Genomic DNA, 18,844 nt, shown 5'->3' with positions numbered 1-18,844 from the left:
GTAATTGACGCCTTTTTATTGTGGAAAGAAATATAGTTTGTACAGGAAAAACTTAGGAGTGTGCGTGAAATGACGAATAAAAAAAGAAACGTCAGAAATTTTTCGATCATTGCTCATATTGACCACGGAAAGTCAACATTAGCTGATCGGATTCTTGAAAATACAGAAACAGTAACGAAACGTGAAATGAAAGAACAGTTGCTGGATGGAATGGATTTGGAGCGTGAACGCGGCATAACCATTAAATTAAATGCAGTACAATTAAAATATACAAATAAAGCTGGAGAAGAATTTATTTTTCATCTGATTGATACACCGGGGCATGTTGATTTTACATACGAGGTATCCAGAAGTTTAGCTGCTTGTGAAGGTGCTATTCTTGTGGTGGATGCTGCCCAGGGAATTGAAGCACAGACGCTCGCAAACGTTTATTTGGCAATGGAAAATGATCTAGAGATTATTCCAGTAATTAATAAAATCGATTTGCCGAGTGCAGACACGGAAAAAGTTAAAAAGGAATTAGAAGATGTTTTAGGAATTGATGGTGATGAAGCAATCTTAGCTTCTGCAAAAGCAAATATAGGAATTGAAGAGATTCTTGAGCGTGTAGCTGAGGCTGTGCCGGAGCCGCCAGGAAGTGCGGATGATCCGTTGAAAGCTTTAATCTTTGACTCGCTTTATGATTCCTACCGTGGTGTTATTGCTTATGTCTGTGTGAAGGAAGGCTCTGTTAAAGTCGGAGATAAAATCAGAATGATGGCTACCGGTAAAGAGTTTGAGGTAAATGAAGTAGGTGTGTTTACGCCGAAACAGCTTCCTCAAAAAGAATTAACAGTCGGGGATGTAGGTTATTTAACCGCGTCAATTAAAAATGTTGGTGATTCACGTGTCGGGGATACCATTACGTTAGCTAACAGACCAGCCGATGAAGCACTTCCAGGTTACCGCCGTCTGAACCCAATGGTATTTTGCGGACTCTATCCGGTAGATTCCAATGACTATAATGATTTAAGAGAAGCTTTAGAACGTTTGGAGCTGAACGATTCCTCTCTGCAATATGAAGCAGAAACTTCTCAGGCACTTGGTTTCGGCTTCCGCTGTGGTTTCTTAGGATTGCTCCATATGGAAATTATTCAAGAGCGTATTGAAAGAGAATTTGGTATCAGTTTAATTACAACAGCTCCAAGTGTTATTTTTGAAGTGGAGTTGACAAATGGCGACGTGGTTTCTGTGGATAATCCATCAGAAATGCCAGATCCGCAAGTCATTCAAGAAGTACGTGAGCCTTATGTAGAAGCTACCATTATGGTTCCGAATGATTATGTTGGGGCTGTGATGGAAATTGCTCAGAAGAAACGCGGGAATTTTGTAGATATGCAATATTTAGATGACATTCGCGTCAATGTGGTCTATCATATTCCGCTTTCGGAAATTGTTTATGATTTCTTTGACCAGTTAAAATCACAGACAAAAGGGTATGCATCGTTTGACTATGAATTAATCGGCTATCAGCCTTCCCGGCTTGTGAAAATGGATATCCTGCTCAACAGTGATTCCATTGATGCGCTATCGTTTGTTGTTCACCGTGATTTCGCTTATGAGCGCGGTAAGCAGATTGTTGAAAAGCTGAAGAAATTAATTCCAAGACAGCAATTTGAAGTACCGGTTCAGGCAGCAATCGGTAATAAAATTGTAGCCAGATCCAATATCAAGGCAGTACGTAAAGATGTAACTGCGAAGCTTTATGGCGGAGATATTACCCGGAAAAGAAAGCTTCTTGAAAAACAAAAAGAAGGTAAGAAGCGTATGAAGATGGTAGGTTCTGTAGAAGTTCCACAAGAAGCGTTTATGGCTGTTCTGAAGATGGATGAGGATTAAATACTAATTTAACGCAAGGTTTATATCGAAACAAACATTTAATTTAACTCGTGTAGCAGACTGCTTTTGCTCTATTTAGGCTGGCAGGAATTGCAGACTGTTACAAATATTTTTATAAGTAAAACCCGTCATGGCAGAGATATATGCTTTTGACGGGTTTTTGAATTATTTATAGGTTCTCCTATGCTTATTTTTCTTTTAAAAACTTATTGTTATTTTCAATTTCCATTTACTCTTCTGTTTAGTTGTCTCCTTGTTTTTTCAGGACTAAGTTTGTTAACCAAAAAAATGAATATAAAAGATGAAACAAGACTTGCGTATAATTTCTTCATTCAGCTACCTGCCCATATAGAAAATTATAGTTTGTTTTTACACAAAACGGAACTACAATCGGCAAGAATTTTAAACAGACTGATCTGTGACAACAGACCTCTTTATGTCAGCTATCATCCTTCACTGGCCTTCATTATTTTTTCGATTTACATTACAGCCCGTAAGAATGATAGTTAAACATATTTAAATGTGATAAAATACAGTACATTGTCTTTTATTCAATCAAAGGCTTTGTCTTCGGTATTTGAAAATGAACGAATAATTACAGGTATATTCCCGTATGAAATGAAGAAACTCCTGTTGATTGACGATTTATTTTAGTAAGAAAGGAAGTCAAACAATGCAAGTTCAGTCAGTATATATTCATATTCCTTTTTGTAAGCAAATTTGCCATTACTGTAATTTTGTAAAATATTATTATATGGAGACAAAGGCAGATGCCTTCATAGATGCATTAATAAAAGAAATTGATACAGCTATTCCCGGAAAAAGAAATGTCTTCCGGACGATTTATATGGGTGGCGGAACTCCTACAGCGTTGTCCATGAGTCAGCTGCAGAAGCTTTTTCACTTTTTAAATGAAAAGTTTGACCTCACGTCATGTGAGGAATTTACGATTGAAATTAACCCGGGTGATATTGATGCAGAAAAAGCAGCATTGCTTCATGATTATGGAGTAAACCGGATTTCTTTTGGTGTTCAAGTAATGGATGATGATATGCTTGAAAAAATTGGCCGCATACATCGTGTGGCGGATGTTTATACAACAGTTGATATTTTGACACAGGCAAAGTTTACAAACATTAGTCTGGATTTAATTTATGCTCTCCCTGATCAGTCAGTATCCCACTTTGAAAAAACATTAAAAGAAGCCTTGCAGTTTGGACTTCCTCATTACTCAACATATGCACTGCAAATTGAGCCGAAAACCGTGTTTTATCACAAGAAGAGAAAGGGAGCCCTGCATCAGCCTCCAGAGGATGACGAGGTAGAGATGTATCAGCTGCTTCAGGAAAACATGAAAAAACAGGGTGTGCTTCAGTATGAAATAAGTAATTTTGCCAAGCCGGGATACGAGAGCAGACATAATTTAACGTACTGGAATAATGACTATTATTTTGGGTTTGGAGCCGGAGCTCACGGATATTTACCGGGAAAACGTACAGCAAATTACAAACCTTTGGGAACTTATATGAAAGAAATCCACCGTTCCGGTTCAGCAGTTGAACAACTGGAAGAAATAACGCTGCAGGACAGAATTGAAGAAGAGCTGTTTTTACAGCTGCGAAAAGCGGAAGGAATTGATAAGAAAGTATTTCGGCAAAGATATGGTGTATCTTTGGAGAAAATATATGGGAATGAATTAAATCAATTAATTCATGACAAATTATTAACATATAACGATGGAAACTATGCATTGACGAACAGAGGAATGCTTCTTGGCGACAGAGTTTTCGGGCAGTTTTTATTACTGGAAGACTTTGATCAAAAAATTATAGCAGCAGAAAGTCAAACTGTTTGACAAAAGAAAATGAATTTGATAATTTTATTATAGATTTAGCACTCAAAACATGAGAGTGCTAACAGAGGTGATCATCATGTTAACAGAAAGGCAACTTATGATATTGCAGGTGATTATTGATGATTTTATAGAATCTGCTAAACCGGTTGGATCCAGGGCGCTATCTAAAAAAGATACTTTACCGTACAGCGCCGCAACGATTCGAAATGAAATGGCGGATTTAGAAGAGCTGGGCTTTTTAGAAAAGACGCATACCTCTTCTGGGCGTGTGCCTTCAGAAAAAGGATATCGTTATTATGTCGATCATTTAATTGGTCCTGAAATATATCAGCATGGACTGGGCATCATTGAAAGATTAACAAATAACGGAATATATGAATTTGAACAGATTGTGCAGACGGCAGCAGAGGCTCTCTCTAAGTTAACAAATTATACGTCAATCATTCTTGGACCGGAAATGTTTGAAACAACAGTAAAGCAGATTCAGGTTCTAGCACTGTCCGATCAATCAGCAGTAGCGATTTTAGTAACAAACACAGGTCATGTAGAGCATCGATCCTTTACTTTGCCAAAAGGAGTTTCATCATCTGATCTCGAAAAGCTGGTAAACATTTTAAATAACCGTCTTCAGGGGATTCCACTTTACAGGATTCCTGAGGTGATTCAAAATGAAGTAGCTTCCTTAATGATGAAATATATGAATGGCGTAGATTCTTCACTCAATTGGATTCGCACACTCTTCACACAAGAGCAGGCTGTAAAGCTTTATTTTGGCGGTAAAGCCAATATCTTGATGCAGCCGGAATTCAATGATGTTGATCGAATTCGCTCATTTTACTCCTTGATGGAACGCGAGGATGAAATTGTAAATCTCTTGAAGAACTCTAATCAAGGTATTAAAGTTTCTATTGGTCATGAAAATGAAGTTGAAGAGATTAAAGACTTGAGTTTGATCACTGCTTCTTACCATATTGGCGGCGGCCAGATGGGTACAATTGCATTAATCGGACCCACGAGAATGGAGTATAAAAAAGTATTATCCTTAATGGAAAGCATCTCCAAGGAAATGACTGGTGCAATGGGAAAATGGTATAGTGACAAATCATGATGTAAGTGAACATCCTTATAAAGAAATCAAGGGTTTTGGTTTCCTGTCTATATCTTCTATGGTATAGTTTTTAATTGTAATTTAGAAAAGAGGTGCCCGAGTAGATGTCAGAGAATGAAAAAAAAGAAGAAGTAAAACAAGAAGAACAAGAAATTGTTGATGAGACAACAGAAGAAGTGAATGCTGAATCTGAATCTGTCGATGAAAATAATGAATTAGAAGTTCAAATTGAAGAATTGAAAAATGAAAAAGAAGAGCTTACGAATCGTATGCTCCGCTTGCAGGCTGAATTTGATAATTATAAAAGACGCACATTAAAAGAACGTGAAGCAGATCGTAAATATAAAGCACAGGACATGGTGCAGGAACTGCTTCCGGTTATGGATAATTTTGAACGTGCCCTGCAGGTAGAGGTATCGGAAGAAAACAAAAGCATACTTGAAGGAATTGATATGGTATACCGTCAATTACAAGATGTATTTGCTTCCCAGGATGTTTCCATTATTGAAACAGAGGGTGCTGACTTTGACCCGAATCTGCATCATGCAGTAATGCAAATTGAAGATGATTCAATTGAAGCAAATAAAGTGGTTGAAGAGCTGCAAAAAGGCTATCTCTTAAAGGACCGGGTTATCCGTCCGGCTATGGTAAAAGTCAATAAATAATCTAATATGTGTCATTGAAGGATTTAAGGAGGAAATGAAGAAATGAGTAAAATTATTGGAATAGACTTAGGAACAACAAACTCATGTGTGTCAGTAATGGAGGGTGGCGAAGCAGTCGTTATCCCTAACCCGGAAGGAAATCGTACAACTCCTTCTGTTGTATCTTTTAAAAACGGTGAAAGACAGGTTGGGGAGGTTGCTAAACGTCAGGCAATTACAAACCCGAATACAGTTCAATCTATCAAACGTCATATTGGTACAGATTATAAAGTAACTATTGAGGATAAAGAATATACACCACAAGAAATTTCAGCAATCATTTTGCAATATATCAAATCTTATGCAGAAGATTATATCGGTGAAAAAGTAGAGAAAGCTGTCATTACAGTTCCTGCTTACTTTAATGATGCTGAACGTCAAGCTACAAAAGATGCTGGTAAAATTGCAGGTCTAGAGGTTGAACGTATTATTAACGAACCAACAGCAGCAGCACTTGCATACGGTATTGATAAAGATGATCAGGATCAGACAATTCTTGTATATGACCTTGGCGGCGGTACATTTGATGTATCCATCTTAGACATCGGTGATGGTACATTCGAAGTAGTTGCAACAGCTGGAGATAATCGTCTTGGCGGAGATGACTTTGACGAAGTAATCATCAAGCATATGGTAGAAGAGTTCCGAAAAGAAAACGGCATTGACCTTTCTAAGGATAAAATGGCTGTACAGCGCTTGAAAGATGCTGCAGAGAAAGCGAAGAAGGATTTATCTGGTGTTGCACAGACACAGATTTCTCTTCCATTTATCACAGCCGGCGATGCAGGCCCATTACACTTGGAAATGACATTATCCCGTGCGAAATTTGATGAGCTGTCATCTGATTTAGTAGAACGTACAATGAAACCGACACGCCGTGCACTTTCTGATGCCGGATTATCTAAAAATGATATCCACAAAGTTATCTTAGTTGGTGGTTCTACACGGATTCCAGCCGTACAGGAAGCAATTAAAAGAGAATTAGGTCAGGATCCTTCTAAAGGCGTTAACCCGGATGAAGTTGTAGCACTTGGTGCAGCTATTCAAGGCGGCGTATTACAAGGAGACGTTAAAGACGTATTATTACTTGACGTAACACCACTTTCATTAGGTATCGAAACAATGGGTGCAGTCTTTACTAAACTGATTGAACGTAATACGACAATACCGACAAGTGCATCACAAACATTCTCTACAGCAGCAGATAATCAAACTGCAGTAGATATTCATGTACTTCAAGGGGAACGTGAAATGGCGGCAGATAACAAAACACTCGGCCGTTTCCAATTAACTGATATTCCACCGGCACCACGTGGAATGCCTCAAATCGAAGTATCCTTTGATATTGATGCCAATGGTATTGTAAATGTTAGAGCGAAAGATTTAGGAACAAATAAAGAACAATCCATTACAATCAAATCTTCCTCCGGTTTATCTGATGAAGAAGTAGACCGCATGGTAAAAGAAGCAGAAGAAAATGCAGATGCGGATAAAGCGCGCCGTGAAGAAGTCGAGCTTCGCAACCAGGCAGATCAGCTTGTATTTACAACAGATAAAACATTGAAAGATTTAGGTGATAAAGTTTCTGATGAAGATAAACAGCAGGCAGAAGCTGCGAGAGATGAATTAAAAGAAGCTTTAGAGTCTAATGATCAGGAACAAATCAAAGCGAAGAAAGATGCTTTGGAAGAAAAAGTTCAACAGCTTTCAGCTAAGCTCTATGAGCAGGTTCAGCAGGAGGCTCAAGCAGCACAAGGAGCAGAAAATGCTGGTGGACAACAGGATGACAATGTTGTTGATGCTGATTATACTGAAGTCGACGATGACGATAAAGAAAATAAATAATAAATAGTTACTGAATAAAAGTCAAAGTCAGGATTCTCTTGGCTTTGACTTTTTTACAGACTAATGTAGAAAATGAACGCATGGCAGTCAGTTTGATTCGAAGCAGATATTCATTGTTGCCACAGACAAATGAATGATGATATGATTAAACTTATGCAATCAGAGTTTCGGGAGTGAGTAATTTGGCAAAACGTGATTATTATGATGTTTTAGGCGTGGATAAGGGTGCCTCGAAGGATGAGATAAAAAAGAGTTACCGGAAGCTGGCCCGTAAATATCACCCAGATGTAAACAAAGAAGAAGGCGCAGCGGAAAAATTTAAAGAAGTAAAAGAAGCTTATGAAGTATTAAGTGATGATCAAAAGAAAGCACAATATGATCAATTTGGGCATGCAGGAGCTCAAGGTCAGGGATTCGGCGGTTTTGGCGGTGGCGGCGCTCAAGACTTTGGCGGATTCAGTGACATTTTTGATATGTTCTTTGGCGGCGGAGGGCGTACGCGTGATCCAAACGCTCCGCAGCAGGGAGACGATTTACAATATACGATGATTCTTGATTTTGAAGAAGCGATTTTCGGAAAAGAAACGGATATTGAAGTCTCTCAGGAGGAAGAATGCGATACTTGTCATGGTTCAGGAGCGAAACCGGGTACAAAGGCAGAAACATGCTCACACTGCCATGGTTCAGGCCAACTAAACCAAGAGCAGAATACGCCGTTTGGTCGTGTGGTTAATCGCCGTGTATGTCATTATTGTAACGGAACAGGTAAAATTATACCTGAAAAATGTGAAACCTGCGGCGGTTCCGGAACAGTTAATAAAAAGAAAAAAATTCATATTAATATTCCGGCAGGTATTGACGAAGGGCAGCAAATCCGTGTCGCCGGAAAAGGAGAGCCGGGAAAAAATGGCGGACCTGCAGGCGATTTGTTTGTTGTAATTCGTGTTCGCAAGCATGATTTCTTTCTCCGCGAAGGCGACCATATTTTCTGTGAATTGCCGCTTACCTTTGCACAGGCTGCTTTAGGTGATGAAATAGAAGTTCCTACTGTACATGGGAAAGTCAAATTAAGAATTCCAGCAGGTACACAGGCAGGCAAGACTTTCCGTTTAAAAGGAAAAGGAGCACCAAATGTTCATGGAAGAGGTCATGGAGATCAGCATATTAAAGTGAAGATTATGACACCAACCAACTTAACAGACAAACAAAAAGATTTATTGCGTCAATTTAATGAACTAGGCGGACATGAATCTACAGATGAACAAGAAGATAATATTTTCCAACGTTTTCGTAAAGCGTTCAAAGGTGACTGATCAGGGTACCCTCCAGCTTGAATTTTGATGATATTTTCAGGGTAAAGGCTGGAGGTTCCTCTGTTTACATAGATATTTTAAAAGGACGGCGGTGTTCAATATGAAATGGTCAGAGATTACCATTCTTACAACAAACGAAGCAGTGGAGCCTATTTCAAATATTTTGCATGAAACAGGTGCGAGCGGATTAGTTATCGAAGATCCATTGGACCTGGAGCGTTTTGAAGGAGAAGGATTTGGAGAAATTGTGGAGTTAGATCCTGAGAACTATCCGGATGAAGGTGTTCGTATTAAGGCATATCTGCCGATGAACAGCTTTTTAGGAGAAACTGTAGAGGAGATTAAACAAGCAATTAACCAATTACTTCTTTATGATATTGATTTAGGGAAAAATCAAGTAACAATAAGCGAGGTTCATGAAGAAGAATGGGCGAGCGCCTGGAAAAAGTACTATAAACCGGTCAAAATATCCAACCGGATTACAATCACTCCGACATGGGAGGACTATAAACCGGTATCTACAGATGAATTAATTATTGAGCTGGATCCGGGAATGGCTTTTGGTACTGGCACACATCCTACCACAGTATTGAGTATTCAAGGTTTAGAAGCCTATATAGAGCCTGGTGATAAAGTTATTGATGTTGGCTGCGGCTCAGGGGTCTTAAGCATCGCTTCTGTAAAATTAGGCGCGGAGTCAGTACAGGCCTTTGATTTAGACGATGTAGCTGTACAGAGTACAAAATTAAATGTGAAATTAAACCGCCTTCAGGATAAAGTAACAACGAAACAGAATAATTTACTGGACGGGGTAGAGAGCCAGGCAGATATGATTGTTTCCAATATTCTCGCTGAGATTATTGTCCGTTTTGTAGGGGATGCTTATAATAATCTTCGGCCGGGCGGCTATTTCATTACTTCAGGTATTATCCAGAAGAAGAAACAGTTGGTCCGGGATCAGTTAACAGAAGCCGGGTTTGATATTATTTCAGTCAGCGAAATGGAAGATTGGGTTTCCATTGTTGCTAAAAAACCGGAATAAAAGCAGGTGAAATTAGAATGCAGCGCTATTTTATCTCGAAAGAACAAATACAAGATCAATCGATCCGAATTCTTGGAGACGATGTCCATCATATGACAAAGGTTATGAGGAATAAGCCTGGTGATAAATTTATTTGCAATACAGAGGATGGGAAATCAGCTCTTTGTAAAATTGAAGAAATGCATGAAAAAGAAGTGCAAGCAATCATTGAAGTCTGGCTGGATGAATCCGTTGAATTACCAGTGGAGGTCACCATTGCACAAGGAATTCCTAAAGGTGATAAATTTGAATGGATTCTTCAAAAGGGAACTGAGCTGGGGGCAGCAAAATTTATTCCGTTTGCAGCAGAGAGATCTGTTGCAAAATGGGATGACCAGAAATTTCATAAAAAAGCAAAACGCTTTGAGAAAATTATTAAAGAAGCTAGTGAACAGAGTCATCGCAATCGGATTCCTGAACTGTTCCCTGTTATGCAATTTAAAGCTTTATTAGAAGAAAGCGAATCCTATACAGTAAAGCTTTTTGCATATGAAGAAGAGGCTAAAGGAGCAGATAAAAAATCTTCTCTTTTTGCATCTGCATTGGATAATGTATCCGAGAATGACCGAGTTCTGCTTGTGATAGGTCCAGAGGGCGGGATTTCTCCGGAAGAAGTGGATCATCTTAAAGAGTCTGGTTTTCAGGCAATAAGACTTGGTAAGCGTATTTTGCGTACGGAAACAGCAGCTTTATATGCGTTGGCAAGTATTTCTTATCATATGGAAGAATTTAGATACAAAGATTAGAGGGTAAAATAGTCGGATAAAGGCTGTTTTGCCTTTTTTTAGAAGCTATCAAGCGAGGGATGTAAAATGAAAAGAACACTGGCTTCAATGATAATTTTAATTACCATCGCATTCCTTTTTGCAGCTTGTAATGATGATGCTAAACAAAGCAGGAATAGCGAGGACAGAGCTGGGGAGCAGAAGGAGAAGACTGAAGAAAACAAATCCGCAAATAAAACAGATGATGACTTAGAAGAAGTAAAGAAGAATGATTCTACAGAAAAACCATCCAAAGAAGAGGAGGATGAGAGTTCAAATAATCAATCGAATGACAGTAAGGTGAACAGCGATGCCTTATCTGAATATTCAGCTGATGAAATTGAATTCGCCCGTGTTTGGCTGCAAATTATAGGTAATCAGGATATCGAAGAATTAAACGTTTACCATACCTCAGCCGGAGAACAAGTAAATCCCTATGAAGAAACAAGTGTTGATTATCCAGAAGATGTTATCACCTTAGGGGGAGGAATTATGGCAGATGGTATCGTGACTTATAGCGGTAATGGAGACGGAACAATTAATTTATATGATGTACCCTCACACTGGCCGAGCGAGGATCAAATAGACACGTCAATGGAGGAATATACGGAGAATATCGTTAAAAATACTGAAAAGATTTATATTGAAACAGGTAACGACGAAGAAGTAACCGCACTAATCAAAAAGCTGAATATTGAAAGTTAGAAATAAGTCTCAGGATATAAAAAAGATTATAACGTTAAAGCTTAGGCAGTATTAATTACGTTGAAGCCATTTTGTTATTTATGCTGTACATCTCGAATTTCCTTTGTAAGTCTAAGTAACTATCTTTTTAAAATCATCTTCTCTTTACAGGGAGATCACGTATAATAAATGTAAGTATAAGCATTGCAGAATTATTGCAATGCTTTATTTTATAGATAAAAAGAAGGAGGCAATGTGAATGGCAAGCGAACCTAAGATTGTAACAGACAGGCAAGAGGATGTGGAACCAAAGATAAAAATTGAAAGAAAAGAAGGCGAACCTACCGCAGCATTTAAAGGCGCTTCCTGGGCAGCTTTATTAATTGGTGTATCTGCTTATCTTATCGGCCTGTTTAACGCAGGAATGGAACTGAATGAAAAAGGCTATTATTTTGCAGTATTAATATTTGGATTATACTCAGCGGTATCGTTACAAAAAGCGGTAAGAGATAAAGATGAAGGAATTCCAGTGACAAATATTTATTATGGTATCAGCTGGGTTGCACTTATTATATCTATTTCATTAATTGGTATCGGTCTATACAATGCCGGAAGTATTGTTTTAAGTGAAAAAGGATTCTACGGTATGGCATTTGTACTTAGCTTATTTTCCGCAGTAACGGTTCAGAAAAATATTAGAGATACAGAGCAGGCTAGAGAAAGAGATTGAAAATGGAATAGGTTAGCTGAATATGAAGAGCCTAATTTCTTTAATAGAATAAAGAAGTCAGGCTTTTTAATTGTCCTAATAGTTATATCGATTGCCAATCAATATTTGAAAGATTTGACAGTTGGATGAATAAATTTTAAAATTTTCTCTGTCTAATATTATCTGCAATAAAGCTGTCAGGAGTGAGAATGATTGAAATTTGAAAGAGAAGTAACGATACAGCATAACCCGACGGGATCAACTCGATTGGGATTAGCATTGCTTCTCGGGTTACTAGCTTTTTTAGGGCCGCTTAATATTGATATGTATTTGCCCAGTTTTCCTGAGATTGCTCAAGATTTAGATACAAGTGCAACACTTGTTCAGGCGAGTTTAACAGCGTGTTTGCTGGGGCTTGCAATTGGTCAACTGTTTGCGGGCCCCATAAGTGATTCCCAGGGGAGAAGAAAGCCGTTACTGATTGCTACGCTCCTGTTTGCTTTGGCTTCGGTTCTATGTGCTTTAGCTCCTAATATTGTGATATTGATTGCAATGCGTTTTTTACAAGGGTTAACTGCCTCAGCCGGAGTTGTTCTCTCGCGGGCAGTTGTACGGGATGTGTTCAGTGGACAGGCACTTACAAAGTTTTTTTCGTTATTGATGGTGATTAATGCGATCGCTCCAATGATTGCCCCGATGATTGGCGGGTTTATTCTGGCGTTTCATTCGACCAGCTGGAAAAGTATTTTTTTCTTTTTAAGTATAGTTGGGTTGCTTATGGTTGTCATTGTAGCTATGAAGCTTAAAGAGACCTTACCGCCGCATAAACGAATCTCGAGTTCAGCAGGAGCTTCGGTAAAAACAATGGGCAGTTTACTGAAAGATCGCTCCTTTATCGGCTATGCCTTGGTCGTCGGGTTTATCCATGGCGGCAGCTTTGCTTACGTATCGGGAACTCCATTTATATATCAAGACATTTATGGTGTATCTCCTCAAGTATTTAGTGTATTATTTGGTATTAATGGGCTGGCAATTATTACTGGCAGCTTTGTTATCGGGCGCTTCAGCGGAATCATTTCAGAAAAAAAGCTGCTTCAAGCTGCTGTTGTAACTGCACTTACGGCTACATCCTTATTACTTGTCATGACAATTATTGAAGGACCTTTAGCGATGATCGTTATATTGATTTTTATTTATATGATTACAATGGGTATGATTTTGACGAGTACCTTTACGTTGGGGATGGCCAAACAGGGTCATCGTGCAGGAAGTGCGAGTGCTGTTTTAGGTATGCTTCCTTTATTGCTTGGTTCCATTTTTTCACCATTGGCGGGTATTAATGAGGCATCAGCGGTGCCGATGGGGACTATTTTATTTGTAACAACGCTCATTGGTTTTATTGCTTTCTTTACGCTTGTTAAAAAAATAAATTAGAGAAATAAATGATGTAATGCGTAAGAAGTATTTAATTGGTATTTATAAAAAATCAGGAAGAGTGATTATCCTTCACCCTTCCTGATTTTTACGATCCCGCCGATTTTCCCACTGCTGCAAAAGACTTGCGTTCGCCGTGTTTCCGAAAACATTCAAAAGTGTACGGAATCCTTCTGTTACCCGGTCGATACCGGCAACAATTGCAATTCCTTCTAAAGGCAGATTCGCTGCAGAAAGAACAGTGGTCATCATAATAATCCCTGCGCCAGGTACCCCGGCTGTACTAAACGAAACAAGCAGAGCACTCAGGAAAACTGCGATTACAAGTCCTATCGTTAAATCTACCCCAAACAGCTGCGCAACAAAAATGGCGTTAAATCCCTGTAAGATACCAGCGCCATCTCTTTTTAAGGCTGTTCCGAATGGAATGGCAAAACCGGATAAATCAGTTTGCAATCCAGCTTTCTCGGCTCCATTTAAGGCAAGAGGCAAAGCCGCGTTGGAACTGGCTGTGCCAAATGCCAGCGTAAATGCGGAGCCAAATCCCCGGAAAAAAGATTTTGGTTTTACACCGGAGGCAAATAAAATCAGTACATATAAACCAATCATAAGAATAATTGCTAAAATCAAACCAAGCATATAAACAGCCAGGTTGCCGATAATTCCAAATCCCTGCGTTGCTACTACAGAGGTAATCAGGGCAAAAACCCCATATGGAGCTATTTTTAATACAAGCTGCAGGATTTTCTGCACAATTTCGTACATGCTTTTCACAACATTTAAAAAGGGACGAGTTTGTTCCTCTTTTAACAGATTAATCGCTGTACCTACAAGGGCAGAGATGACAATAACCTGTAAAAGGTTCCCTGTTGCCAATGCTTCAAATGGATTAGAGGGAACAATGCTTACGAGCCATTCGATTAAGGAATATCCTTCATCGCTGGCCGATGCCTCGCCTATAGAAATGGCTTCTGCATTATTGCCAGGACGAACGATTAACGCGACTACAAGCCCAAGGCCGATAGCAATAGCAGAAGTTACCACATAAAGGCTCATCAGCTTTGTTGTATATCGGGCAATATAGCCAGTCCCTCTTAACTGAGTGATACCCATAATCAAGGCTGCAAATACAAGCGGGACAACAATTAATTGAATTGCCCGTAGAAATATTTCGCCAGCAGGCTGTAACAGATGCTGATCGAGCGGCTCCACCCAGCCCGGAGCAAGCAGGTTCAGTAAACCTCCGAATAGAACTCCCGCACCCAAAGCCATAAAGATTCTATTAGATAAAGACATTCTCCCCAATTCCTTTTATCCTATTTCATTATATATTAGCATATTAAACTCATAATTCACATCTTTTTAGTGGGTAATGAAGGCTTGCTTTAGTGACAGCGGTTTTAAGCTTGTATGGATTAGGGTGTTTTAAATTTGTCTCCTGATTTTTATGATGGAAAAGTTTATAAAGCTTTGTTTTTAATTATATTTCTAAGGGTATAAGTACAATTAGAGTTCAGGGAACCTTGGAATAGTAGAGTATAGATGCTTATTCTCAGGAGCGAAAGTTGAGTGAATGTATTAAAGAAAGAGAATATAAACATTTAACTTGGTTAGATTATACATATTAACTAATGAGGACAAACGGATCGATCAATTGTCAGGATTAACAATGATTGGGCTGGGAGCATGGCTTGCGGCAGAAAAATCTCCAATATTGGTTTCAATTATTTCCTGGGAAACCGCATGTTCTGACATGTTTATGCTGAAAGCTGTAGAAGAATAGCGTTTTTTCATACCTTGGAAGAACGGGTTAAACTCATGAAATAATTTATTGTTAGGAATTCTTTGTATACTATAGAAAAAAGAATCATTCATCATATTTAAGATAGAAAGGTTCTTTAGTATTCTATTTCTAATCTTCTATGATAATATAAGATACGATGAAGTTATAATAAAGAAATTAATGAAAGAATGATAAATAAATGGCTGAAAAGCTACCGAAAACCATCAGATTTCATACGCTCGGCTGCCCCCTACTAAACTCACTTAGGATTGCTACAGAATTTTGTAATGGTAAGGCATAGAAGAGTTGGGGGAATTACCTCAAAAGTCCTTTTTATTGATTTTTTTCTTTGAATAATACCGAATAGCTGCCACATTATTTTTTAGAAACATACCTTAAAGCATTTAAGAATAAATGTCTGTTTCCTAAATTATCTGGAGAAACGCCTCAAACGAAACTATTTGCAAAATCAATCGTATTTCATATTGTGAACAAATCGTACATTACTTATTCTAAGAGGAGGATTTGTATGTTTCAATTATATAATAGAATGAAAACCATTGTCAGTTCAGAATTGAATACAATGACTGACAAGGCAGAAGATCCGGTCAAAATGTTAGAACAATACCCGATAGATATTGGGAAGGAAATTCAAAATAATGAAGAATTATCAAAAAAAGCACTGAAAGATAAAAGACACCGAGAAAAATCGTATGAATCTTTACAGGCTTCATGGGAGCATGCAGATGAAGTTGCCTGATATCGGACCGGACCCACTGCCTCCTTCCATGTGGGCGCGGAGTGTGTCTCGGTATGAGCCACACGGCCTCGATGTGTTGGAAGCCCACGTGGTCGCGCATCGAATGAATGCGTCTGAGTGGACGAAGAGTTCGGCTCTGCAGAAAATTTGGGCGTTTCTCGTCGGATTTGTTCCTTGGCTGGCGTCGATTGGCGGGTTTGCGGCGCTGTTGGGCGATGATCGTGCAATCCGTCTTGGGCGTATGACTCCTAGGGACGCGGGAGACATTCCTTTCGCTTCTGTCTGCTACGCAATTGCAGCGCTCGGCGTGGTGGTGCTGCTTGTGGACTGGGTGCGGGAAGGACGCAAGCAGACGCCTGGCCTACGCCTGACCATGACGATTATCTTCGTGTTCGGCGCACTCGGGATTCCCGTGGCGTACATGCTGGCGGCTCGCGAGGGTGTGGACATGGGCCTCATGATGTTGCCGGCCTACGTGATGATGGGCCTTGCCATCTTGCTGTTCATTCTCGTGCAGATGTCGCCTCTCCCGGAGATGAAGGTGCAGGAGATTGCTCTTGAGGATCTTGACGAGAAGACTGTGAAGCGTCTGCTGATGCTACGCGGCCGGGCTATCGACACCCTCGTGCAACGGGGCCTGATTAATAGCGACGTCGCTGACATCAACGTGCTAAAGGCGCGCCCGCTCGGTCGTTTGCACATCGAGGACGACACATGAATATCAGAAGTTTAGCCTTACCTCATTAACAGAGCCTTCTCATAGAAACAGAGGCGTATGGGCAATCGCCCACGCCTTTGAGATACAAGAGCGGGGAGGGGGGATTACCCCCCCAAATCCCCTTTTTATTGTTTACTTTTTTAAAAATAATACCGAATAGCCATTGAGATACCTCGTCTCTCAATTAAATCCTTTTAAATTAATTCCTTTAATAATTCAGTAGTTGCATCCCAATTAAGATTTGTAAGGTTTTGAAGGTCTATCCTTTTTGCAGATCCATGTTCTTTTAAATATTGTAGAATTGTATCCTCAAAATTTTTGTAGTATAACCTTTGTTTGCTTCTATTTTTTTGCTTTTCAATTATATGACTATCTAAAGCAGCAAACAGCATTTTACCACATTTGCCACAATACAATTTCTTACTAAATATATGATCATGTTTATTTTCCCGTTGAATGTGGAGATTTCCTCTGTAATTACCATCTAATATTTTTCCAACACGAATAAACTGTTCCTTGGAAATAATACTTTCATGATTATTTTCTTTAACAACCCATTCCTTTTTGTCTTTCTTCCAAGTGTCTTTTCTAAGGAACAATATATCAGAACTTTCAAAGTGGCAAGTTAAATGAACAATTGAATGAGTGTTTAAATGAGATGGCGGAATTAATAGAAGAGTCCTCCTTGCAGAATAAAGTGGAATTAATTATTTAAATAAAAAATCATTCATCATATTTAAGATAGAAAGGTTCTTTAGTATTCTATTTCTAATCTTTTGTGATAATATAAGATACGATGAAGTTATAATAAAGATTGTAATGAAAGGATGATAAATAAATGGCTGAAAAGCTACCGAAAACCGTCAGCTTCCACACGCTCGGCTGTAAGGTAAATCACTACGAAACTGAGGGTATTTGGAGAATGTTTAAGGAACAGGGCTATGAACGTGTAGACTTTGATCATGATGCGGATGTTTATGTCATTAATACATGTACAGTTACTAATACAGGTGATAAAAAAAGCAGACAGACAATCCGCCGTGCAATTAGAAATAATCCTGATGCAGTAGTCTGTGTAACTGGGTGCTACGCACAAACCTCTCCTGGCGAGATTATGGAGATTCCTGGTGTCGATGTCGTTGTCGGTACGCAGGAGCGAAAAAATATCTTTACTTATATTGAAGAGCATGAAAAAACAAAAGCTCCTATTAATGGTGTGTCAAACATTATGAAAAATCGTGTGTTTGAAGAAATGGATGTACCTGTATTTACAGACCGCACACGGGCATCACTGAAAATTCAGGAGGGCTGCAATAATTTCTGCACATTCTGTATTATTCCCTGGTCAAGAGGACTGCTTCGCTCCAGAGATCCTGAAAATGTGATTGAACAAGCAAATAAATTAGTGGAAGCAGGGTATAAAGAGCTTGTACTTACAGGAATACATACGGCTGGATATGGAGAAGATTTAAAGGATTATAATTTCGCGATGCTTCTTGGAGAGCTGGAGCAGGTGGAAGGGTTAGAACGCATCCGAATCAGTTCTATTGAGGCTAGTCAAATTACGGACGAGGTTATCCGTGTGCTGGACAGAAGTAAAAAAATTGTCCGTCACTTGCACATTCCATTGCAATCCGGGTCAGATACGGTATTAGCCAGAATGCGCCGTAAGTACTCAACAGATTTTTACCGACAAAAAGTGAAAAAGATACAAAAAGCACTGCCGGGATTAGCGATTACCTCGGATGTCATTGTCGGATTTCCTGGGGAAACAGAGGAAGAATTCCAGGAAACGTATGATTTTATTAAAGAAATCGGCTATGCTGAGCTTCACGTATTCCCTTTCTCCAGAAGAACTGGAACGCCTGCAGCCAGAATGAATAATCAAGTAGAAGATGAGGTGAAAGAAAAACGTGTGCATGACTTAATCTCATTATCTGATCAGCTTGCTAAAGAATATGCCTCTAAATACGAAGATGAAGTATTGGAAGTAATTCCAGAGGAGCATGCCAGTGAACAGGAAAACAATCAGCTTATAGGCTATACGGATAATTATATGAAAGTACAATTCGAAGGTTCAGCCGATTTAATTGGTAAAATTGTTAAAGTGAAAATAACAGAGTCCGGCTACCCTATTAATAAAGGTGTTTTTGTAAGGGTGATGGATCATGCCACACATATTGCAGAAAAAAACGCATAAAAGGAGAT

16 protein-coding genes are annotated in these 18,844 nt (G+C 39.1%); 14 read left to right on the top strand and 2 right to left on the bottom strand.

Annotation, left to right across the window (positions count from 1 at the left end; genetic code table 11):
- Window positions 1–69 precede the first annotated feature (69 nt).
- The 11 genes from lepA to MHH51_RS13965 all read left to right on the top strand — a co-directional run bounded on the left by lepA (window position 70) and on the right by MHH51_RS13965 (window position 13,375).
- Entirely contained in the window at window positions 70–1,878 is a 1,809-nt protein-coding gene (lepA, locus tag MHH51_RS14015) for a translation elongation factor 4 (RefSeq protein ID WP_147209462.1), read from the top strand.
- A 673-nt stretch (window positions 1,879–2,551) separates the two neighbouring features.
- Complete coding sequence (hemW, locus tag MHH51_RS14010) at window positions 2,552–3,733, top strand: radical SAM family heme chaperone HemW (protein WP_339282347.1); 1,182 nt, start codon at window positions 2,552–2,554, stop codon at window positions 3,731–3,733.
- Between the two features lie 76 nt (window positions 3,734–3,809).
- The gene (gene hrcA / locus MHH51_RS14005) at window positions 3,810–4,841 is read left to right on the top strand and encodes a heat-inducible transcriptional repressor HrcA (RefSeq protein ID WP_339282346.1); all 1,032 of its coding nucleotides are present in this window, start codon (window positions 3,810–3,812) and stop codon (window positions 4,839–4,841) included.
- A 104-nt stretch (window positions 4,842–4,945) separates the two neighbouring features.
- Complete coding sequence (grpE, locus tag MHH51_RS14000) at window positions 4,946–5,506, top strand: nucleotide exchange factor GrpE (protein WP_147209459.1); 561 nt, start codon at window positions 4,946–4,948, stop codon at window positions 5,504–5,506.
- A gap of 42 nt (window positions 5,507–5,548) precedes the next feature.
- The gene (dnaK, locus tag MHH51_RS13995; RefSeq protein ID WP_339282345.1) at window positions 5,549–7,390 is read left to right on the top strand and encodes a molecular chaperone DnaK; all 1,842 of its coding nucleotides are present in this window, start codon (window positions 5,549–5,551) and stop codon (window positions 7,388–7,390) included.
- 182 nt (window positions 7,391–7,572) lie between these two features.
- Window positions 7,573–8,703, top strand: coding sequence for a molecular chaperone DnaJ (gene dnaJ / locus MHH51_RS13990; protein WP_339282344.1), 1,131 nt, complete (start codon window positions 7,573–7,575; stop codon window positions 8,701–8,703).
- Between the two features lie 100 nt (window positions 8,704–8,803).
- Complete coding sequence (prmA, locus tag MHH51_RS13985; protein ID WP_339282343.1) at window positions 8,804–9,745, top strand: 50S ribosomal protein L11 methyltransferase; 942 nt, start codon at window positions 8,804–8,806, stop codon at window positions 9,743–9,745.
- A gap of 17 nt (window positions 9,746–9,762) precedes the next feature.
- Window positions 9,763–10,530: a 16S rRNA (uracil(1498)-N(3))-methyltransferase gene (locus MHH51_RS13980; RefSeq protein ID WP_339282342.1), complete on the top strand. Its 768-nt coding sequence runs from the start codon at window positions 9,763–9,765 to the stop codon at window positions 10,528–10,530.
- Window positions 10,531–10,596: 66 nt separating this feature from the next.
- Window positions 10,597–11,253 carry a hypothetical protein gene (locus MHH51_RS13975; protein ID WP_339282341.1) on the top strand — a complete coding sequence of 219 codons (657 nt, stop codon included), beginning with the start codon at window positions 10,597–10,599 and terminating at the stop codon, window positions 11,251–11,253.
- A 238-nt stretch (window positions 11,254–11,491) separates the two neighbouring features.
- Window positions 11,492–11,962 (top strand): inner membrane protein YiaA, encoded by a 471-nt coding sequence (gene yiaA / locus MHH51_RS13970; protein ID WP_339282340.1) that lies wholly within the window; start codon window positions 11,492–11,494, stop codon window positions 11,960–11,962.
- Between the two features lie 216 nt (window positions 11,963–12,178).
- A complete protein-coding gene (locus MHH51_RS13965; protein ID WP_339286311.1) occupies window positions 12,179–13,375 on the top strand; it encodes a Bcr/CflA family efflux MFS transporter in 1,197 nt (398 codons plus the stop codon).
- A gap of 72 nt (window positions 13,376–13,447) precedes the next feature.
- Here MHH51_RS13965 and MHH51_RS13960 read toward each other — a convergent pair whose 3' ends face one another.
- The gene (locus MHH51_RS13960) at window positions 13,448–14,671 is read right to left on the bottom strand and encodes a dicarboxylate/amino acid:cation symporter (protein ID WP_339282339.1); all 1,224 of its coding nucleotides are present in this window, start codon (window positions 14,669–14,671) and stop codon (window positions 13,448–13,450) included.
- Between the two features lie 1,016 nt (window positions 14,672–15,687).
- Here MHH51_RS13960 and MHH51_RS13955 point away from each other — a divergent pair.
- Complete coding sequence (locus MHH51_RS13955; RefSeq protein WP_339282338.1) at window positions 15,688–15,918, top strand: PspA/IM30 family protein; 231 nt, start codon at window positions 15,688–15,690, stop codon at window positions 15,916–15,918.
- Window positions 15,905–16,636 (top strand): hypothetical protein, encoded by a 732-nt coding sequence (locus MHH51_RS13950; protein ID WP_156986112.1) that lies wholly within the window; start codon window positions 15,905–15,907, stop codon window positions 16,634–16,636. The genes MHH51_RS13955 and MHH51_RS13950 overlap by 14 nt, the downstream gene beginning before the upstream one ends.
- A gap of 194 nt (window positions 16,637–16,830) precedes the next feature.
- Here MHH51_RS13950 and MHH51_RS13945 read toward each other — a convergent pair whose 3' ends face one another.
- Window positions 16,831–17,235 carry a recombinase family protein gene (locus MHH51_RS13945; protein WP_339282337.1) on the bottom strand — a complete coding sequence of 135 codons (405 nt, stop codon included), beginning with the start codon at window positions 17,233–17,235 and terminating at the stop codon, window positions 16,831–16,833.
- Window positions 17,236–17,474: 239 nt separating this feature from the next.
- On the opposite strand from MHH51_RS13945, the gene mtaB reads away from it, so the two are divergent.
- Window positions 17,475–18,836: a tRNA (N(6)-L-threonylcarbamoyladenosine(37)-C(2))-methylthiotransferase MtaB gene (mtaB, locus tag MHH51_RS13940; RefSeq protein WP_147209448.1), complete on the top strand. Its 1,362-nt coding sequence runs from the start codon at window positions 17,475–17,477 to the stop codon at window positions 18,834–18,836.
- Window positions 18,837–18,844 lie beyond the last annotated feature (8 nt).

Source organism: Oceanobacillus sp. FSL K6-3682 (assembly GCF_037976165.1).
Taxonomy (GTDB): domain Bacteria; phylum Bacillota; class Bacilli; order Bacillales; family Amphibacillaceae; genus Oceanobacillus; species Oceanobacillus sojae.
Note: the sequence above shows the minus strand (reverse complement) of the source record. Positions and strands in the feature narration are given on the sequence as shown.

Coding starts and splice junctions, on each gene's coding strand:
- MHH51_RS13960 (WP_339282339.1), bottom strand. CDS start 14,671: ATGTCTTTATCTAATAGAATCTTTATGGCTTTGGGTGCGGGAGTTCTA.
- lepA (WP_147209462.1), top strand. CDS start 70: ATGACGAATAAAAAAAGAAACGTCAGAAATTTTTCGATCATTGCTCAT.
- hemW (WP_339282347.1), top strand. CDS start 2,552: ATGCAAGTTCAGTCAGTATATATTCATATTCCTTTTTGTAAGCAAATT.
- MHH51_RS13950 (WP_156986112.1), top strand. CDS start 15,905: ATGAAGTTGCCTGATATCGGACCGGACCCACTGCCTCCTTCCATGTGG.
- prmA (WP_339282343.1), top strand. CDS start 8,804: ATGAAATGGTCAGAGATTACCATTCTTACAACAAACGAAGCAGTGGAG.
- MHH51_RS13975 (WP_339282341.1), top strand. CDS start 10,597: ATGAAAAGAACACTGGCTTCAATGATAATTTTAATTACCATCGCATTC.
- grpE (WP_147209459.1), top strand. CDS start 4,946: ATGTCAGAGAATGAAAAAAAAGAAGAAGTAAAACAAGAAGAACAAGAA.
- dnaK (WP_339282345.1), top strand. CDS start 5,549: ATGAGTAAAATTATTGGAATAGACTTAGGAACAACAAACTCATGTGTG.
- yiaA (WP_339282340.1), top strand. CDS start 11,492: ATGGCAAGCGAACCTAAGATTGTAACAGACAGGCAAGAGGATGTGGAA.
- MHH51_RS13980 (WP_339282342.1), top strand. CDS start 9,763: ATGCAGCGCTATTTTATCTCGAAAGAACAAATACAAGATCAATCGATC.
- hrcA (WP_339282346.1), top strand. CDS start 3,810: ATGTTAACAGAAAGGCAACTTATGATATTGCAGGTGATTATTGATGAT.
- MHH51_RS13955 (WP_339282338.1), top strand. CDS start 15,688: ATGTTTCAATTATATAATAGAATGAAAACCATTGTCAGTTCAGAATTG.
- mtaB (WP_147209448.1), top strand. CDS start 17,475: ATGGCTGAAAAGCTACCGAAAACCGTCAGCTTCCACACGCTCGGCTGT.